1 protein-coding gene is annotated in these 5,001 nt (G+C 60.4%); it reads right to left on the reverse strand.

The window, feature by feature from the left end:
* A partial coding sequence (locus tag AC1DSN_RS18170) for an RHS repeat domain-containing protein (protein ID WP_477332054.1) occupies positions 1-4,816 on the reverse strand: 4,816 nt, incomplete at its 3' end.
* Positions 4,817-5,001 lie beyond the last annotated feature (185 nt).

Raw genomic sequence — 5,001 nt, forward strand, 5'->3', positions numbered from 1 at the left:
CCTCCAGCACTTTCAACCGGAACGCTTGCAGCTCTTCTGCCTGCCCTGCCGTCTCAGCAGCCACTTTGGCGACGCTCCTCGAACCGTTCCCATATAAGAATCTCCCGAGCGCTTTTGCTGCTGGCTTGATCGCCCCCGCATCGGCAAGGAAGCCGAGCGCACCACCAAAAAATCCCAGTGCCCCGGCCAGTTCCTCATCCCCCTCGCTTTCTGCCCAAGCGGCTCCGAACTCGAGGAACACGGATACGCCGCCCCCAACAGCGACAAGCGAATGCCCCCACTGGACGAGTGTCGCCGCCGCAACCGTACTCGACACTGCCGTGCTTGCTGCCGCAGCCCCGGCGCTCGTCGCAACGGCTACCGTTGATGCGCCCACGGAATTCAAGCTGGTGACTCCACCCCAGATCATCGAACCAACGGCCCCCAAGGCGGGGCTTAACGTTCCCCACGACGCAACGGTCAGGGCGATGGTCACAGCCGCACCAACGCCGGCTAACAGCCAGGCGAATACCGATTGCCCCGTCGGGTCGATGTGATTCACAGGATCGCTCAACGCATAAACATACCCGTTCAGCCCACCCCTGCCGAAGGGGCTCGCGGAGTCAGGGCTGTGGAAGCACATCAATACGGGGTTGTAGGCCCTATAGCTGTCTAAAAGGTACCATCCCGTCGACCGATCCTTAACCTCACCCGCGTATGCGATGTCGCTCTTTCCTGCCCTCGCCGACACCTTTCCGTAGGGTGTGTACACAGGAATACGCACTTCATCGGACAACTCACACACCGTAGAACCCTGCGCATCGGCGCCCAGCAAGATGGCGGTTCGCTCCTTCTTGGAGAGACGCGTCTCCGCAAGTACACGTCGGCCGCTTGCGTGAAACACCGATGAGTCCTCTTGCCTCCGCTCATACGCGAGCTTGTCCTTGTCGTAATACCTGTGGCGTAGGTCGACGGTGTCACTGATGGAACCCAAGCGATCCATCGGGTCATAGTGATAAACGCAACTCTCCGCTCCCCGCACCCAGGCGCAAAGACGCCCCATCGCATCGTATGTGAGCTCACGCCCCTCCTCGTCCTCCCTGAGATTTCCCGACTCATCGTGCGCAAAGAGGATGCGGCGATCCGGAGAGCCTTCCTTCTGCCGAAGCCATTCGACCAACTGGGTCGGATCAAGCGCGTCGTAGCCAAACCAGGCTATTTCCTCGGGCTCGTCGAGATCCGCGTACCAGGTCGTCGCCTGACGAACATTGTCCAGCGCGTCGAACGAGAAGTCCTGCCGTCGAATGGGGAGCCCTTCGGTGCTCTCGGGGGGCGGAGTTCCTTCGCAGGCATATGATGTCATGCGACCACGCACGTCGTAGGTATAGCGCTCGTCGCGTTCTTCTCCCTCGCCGCCGAATGTTCTGCTGGATAACCGGTCGTCAGCCGTGTATGACTGAAGCAGGCTGCGCGCTATCGTTCGCTTGCCGATCCTTGCCGTGATATGGCGTTCGACTTCACGCCCGAGATCATCGTACCCAAGCAGAATGTCCATCGCGCGTGCGCCGTCGCGCGTCTCGCTATGGACACGTTTCGCCCTGGAGAATTCGTCGTAGTCAAAGACGAACTTCATCTCTCCCACGTCGAGCATGGCGAGTCTTCCCGAAAGATCGTAACCGAGCACCCGGAACCCACCGTCCGAGGCGGTGCTTCCGACTTCCTTCCCCAACAACGAGTACGTGTAGTCTGTAGCCCGACTCACTCCCGCCAGCAATGTGCTTTGAGACTTCACTTTTCCCGATGGAAAGTAAGACGTGCTAACGCTGCCAAGATCGTTCTCTGCCAGTGTCACCCGACCCCCGACGACATCCCTCTCCAGGACCACGGTCTCTTCGGAACTCACCAGGCGTATGAGCTCGTCGGCCAGATGTTTCTCGTAGTGGCACATCAGCGTCTGGCCGGAGGGCAGATCGATGTGATCGGGTTCGCACGATATCGGACTGTCGTAGCGGTAAATCGTGTCTCGTCGGCCAGCCCTGAACAGGTACCGACGCCCCAGCCCGTCGAAAGCCTGCTCGCCCAGACAGATGTCATCTGCACCAAGCGACTCGTGCCGCACAGCGATGCTCGTAACCAGACCCTCGGTGGTGTACGCAGGGTAAGTTCGTGAGACGACAGCGCCATCCGGCAGGATCGATTCGATCAGACGATCATGGGCATCGTAACGATGGCGAGTGCTCCTCGTAACGACATCTTCGCCGGAGGATGTTTCAACCAGACAGCGATCGTAGCCGTCGTATTCGTAGTCCATTGCGCTAAGGATTGCTCCGTCGCCGTGGATCCTCGCGACCGAGAGCGGCTTTCCCGTCACACTTCTGACTGTCCTGGTAACGAGTCCGGTCGAACTCGGCGCCGCCTCCCAGGTTTCGTCAGTCCGCTCGACGGGATCCGTCCGATTGTGAACAGTCACACCGTCAGGGCGGGTCTCTTCCGACATATTTCCCCAACCGTCGTAACGGTAGCTCGTCGTAAGAGACAAGGAGGCCTTGGCACTCACCATACGTCCATTCTGCGCCAGGGGAACGCCGATATCCGTCRTTGTTTGCGTTTGAATCCTTCCCAGCACATCGTACGTCGCTCGCCAGACTTCATGTTCCTTGCCATCGCCATCCCAGTCCACGGCGACGCGACGCACCTCCCTGCCAAAGCCGTCCAGCTCGGAGCGTGTCGTTTGCTCACTGGCGTCGATGTCCAGCCTATAACTTGTATCCCACGAGAGAACATAGGATGTCTTCTCCATGGCCGCAAAGTCGCTGTCGGCGGCGGCGATCTTCGCGACCGTCCGACCGAGGAGATCGTGGGCATGGCGCATGACGACGCCGTTCCTGCCTTGATCCATCACACGTTGACCGCTGACAAGCGAACGGGCCGAGTACGACGTCAAGTCGATCGTTTCGTCGTCGTTGGCGCTTCTCGTGGTCTTCGCCGTCACGAGGGTAGGATGGACGAGATCGCTTGCGTCTCGCTGCATGGTGGCTGGCCGTTCGTCAAGGCGATCACGCCGCACCACCCGCTTTTCTTCGTCGGRCAGGCTGTACACGAAAGCCGCGACGCTGCTCACCCCGTTAAGCGTGAACATGGTACCCAAAGGCCGGCCATGATGCGGACCGAAATCATCGACGAAGGCATACGTTACGTCGCCCAGGGGCTCGATTGCGCCATCGGAATTCTCTTCGAAATTCTCTTCGAACGAAGGCACCACATGAGGTGTGCCACCAGGCAAGCGCGATGGCAAAATCTCGTAACGGCAGCGGACCACACGAGCTGCACCTTGTGACTCGGGCGCAGGCGAGACCCTCTTTTCACGGAGGAAGCGTATGAATCCAAGCGGGTCGGCGGGGCACTCTCCTTCGAGACCCCGTGCCGGGTAGTAAGAACAGTGCTCCACGGCGCCTTGTACGTCGGTGTGCGTGAGGACATTACCTGTCGCATCGTATGTTCGTACTTCCACGTCCTTGCGGACGCGCTCAGGACTTCCCTCAAGGTAGTACAAGGTCTGCACTTCGGTCGGAAGCTGACACCACGCAGGCTGGTCAACGAACGACTGCTCGGGATTCTCGTCGTACTTCGTGCGAGTTTCGGTGACGCACCCGTTTTGTGTACTTCTTTCCGACGTGATCAGATGAAAGCGATTGAACGTGCGTTCGACCGTGCGCACCGTCTCGATGCCGTCGTACAGCGTTTCAATGGAGCTGTACTCGTAACTCCGCCCCGGCGGCATCACCACCCGGTACAGATTGTCCTCATCGTCGAGCCAGTCTTGTAGCACTCCGAAACCGAAGAAGTTCCGGTCCGAGTAGGTGTAATGCGTTGTCATCACCGGCTGCCCGTGCCCCGGGTCGCGCCTGCACTCCAGGACCACCGGCATATGGCTCAGCGGCCGCTCCGGTCCACCGGGCAAGGCGTGGCCCTCCAGCTTGTATGTCACCTCTTCGTAGCCGCCGGTCGGGACTGTCGTGCTCTTGAGCAAGAGCAGGCCCGTCTCCGTGGGTTCATAGCCAAACGCCCAGCCATCGCCATAGCCTTCCGGTACGGAAAGCGTATCCAGCCAGTCGTTCTTGAACGTGAAGGTGAAGGCACCAGCCTGTGCCGTGTTCGGATGCAGGGTCACCACCGTGGCATCGATCTCGTAAGCCACCTCCAGCAACACCCGATCCGTGCCGTCGGACACGCGATGAAGCCGCGCGATGCCGTTGATCGCCGTCTGCTCCAACGCCACGACGTGGCCTTCGGGCGAGCTCACCTCGCGTAGCAACGCCACCCCGTCGCTGCCCTTGCTCGCCTTGCTGACCAGGATGACCCTCAGTCGCTCCGACAACCCCGACTTGTGCACGACCAGAAAGTCTTCCGCGCCGAGCTGGAACAGATCGAACGAGCGCAGTTTGCGGTCCTTGAACGTGGCGTTTCCGTCGATGAATTCGTCCACCATGAAGGACTCACCGGTGGATAACGACAGCCGACGACGACGGGTGTCATAGCGCGTCGTCGCCAGCGACCAGCCGACGCCGAAGCCCGAATCCACCGGGTTGAGTGCATTGAAACTCACGCGCAGGCCCACCGTGGGGCCGCACAGGTTGTTCGCCGCCACGCCGGGCAAACTCACCGAACACGAGTACATGCCCGTGCGCGGGTCCACGCCGGCGCTCACCGCACTGAGGAAGTTGAAGGCGTTCGAGTGGATGCCGCCGGTTTCCGCTCGTTTCGGCATCGTCCTCGAAGGATTGCCCTGCCCCCCCGCACCCGAAGAAGGAAGCTGCTTCTTTCTTTCGCGCGACATACTCGCCTCCATGCGAGACCCGGCGTCGGATCGCCACCGGGTAGTGACTCAGTAGAGAACCAGTTCCCACCGCCCGTCACCGATCGTACCGGCGAACTTCACATGCAAGGTCGTTGTATTCCCGTACGAGTCCGTGGCCTTCACGGTGCAGGGGCCGTTCGGCTTCCCCTCTTGATAAAGGATGT

This window comes from Luteibacter sp. P4_D7_3 (assembly GCF_056401735.1).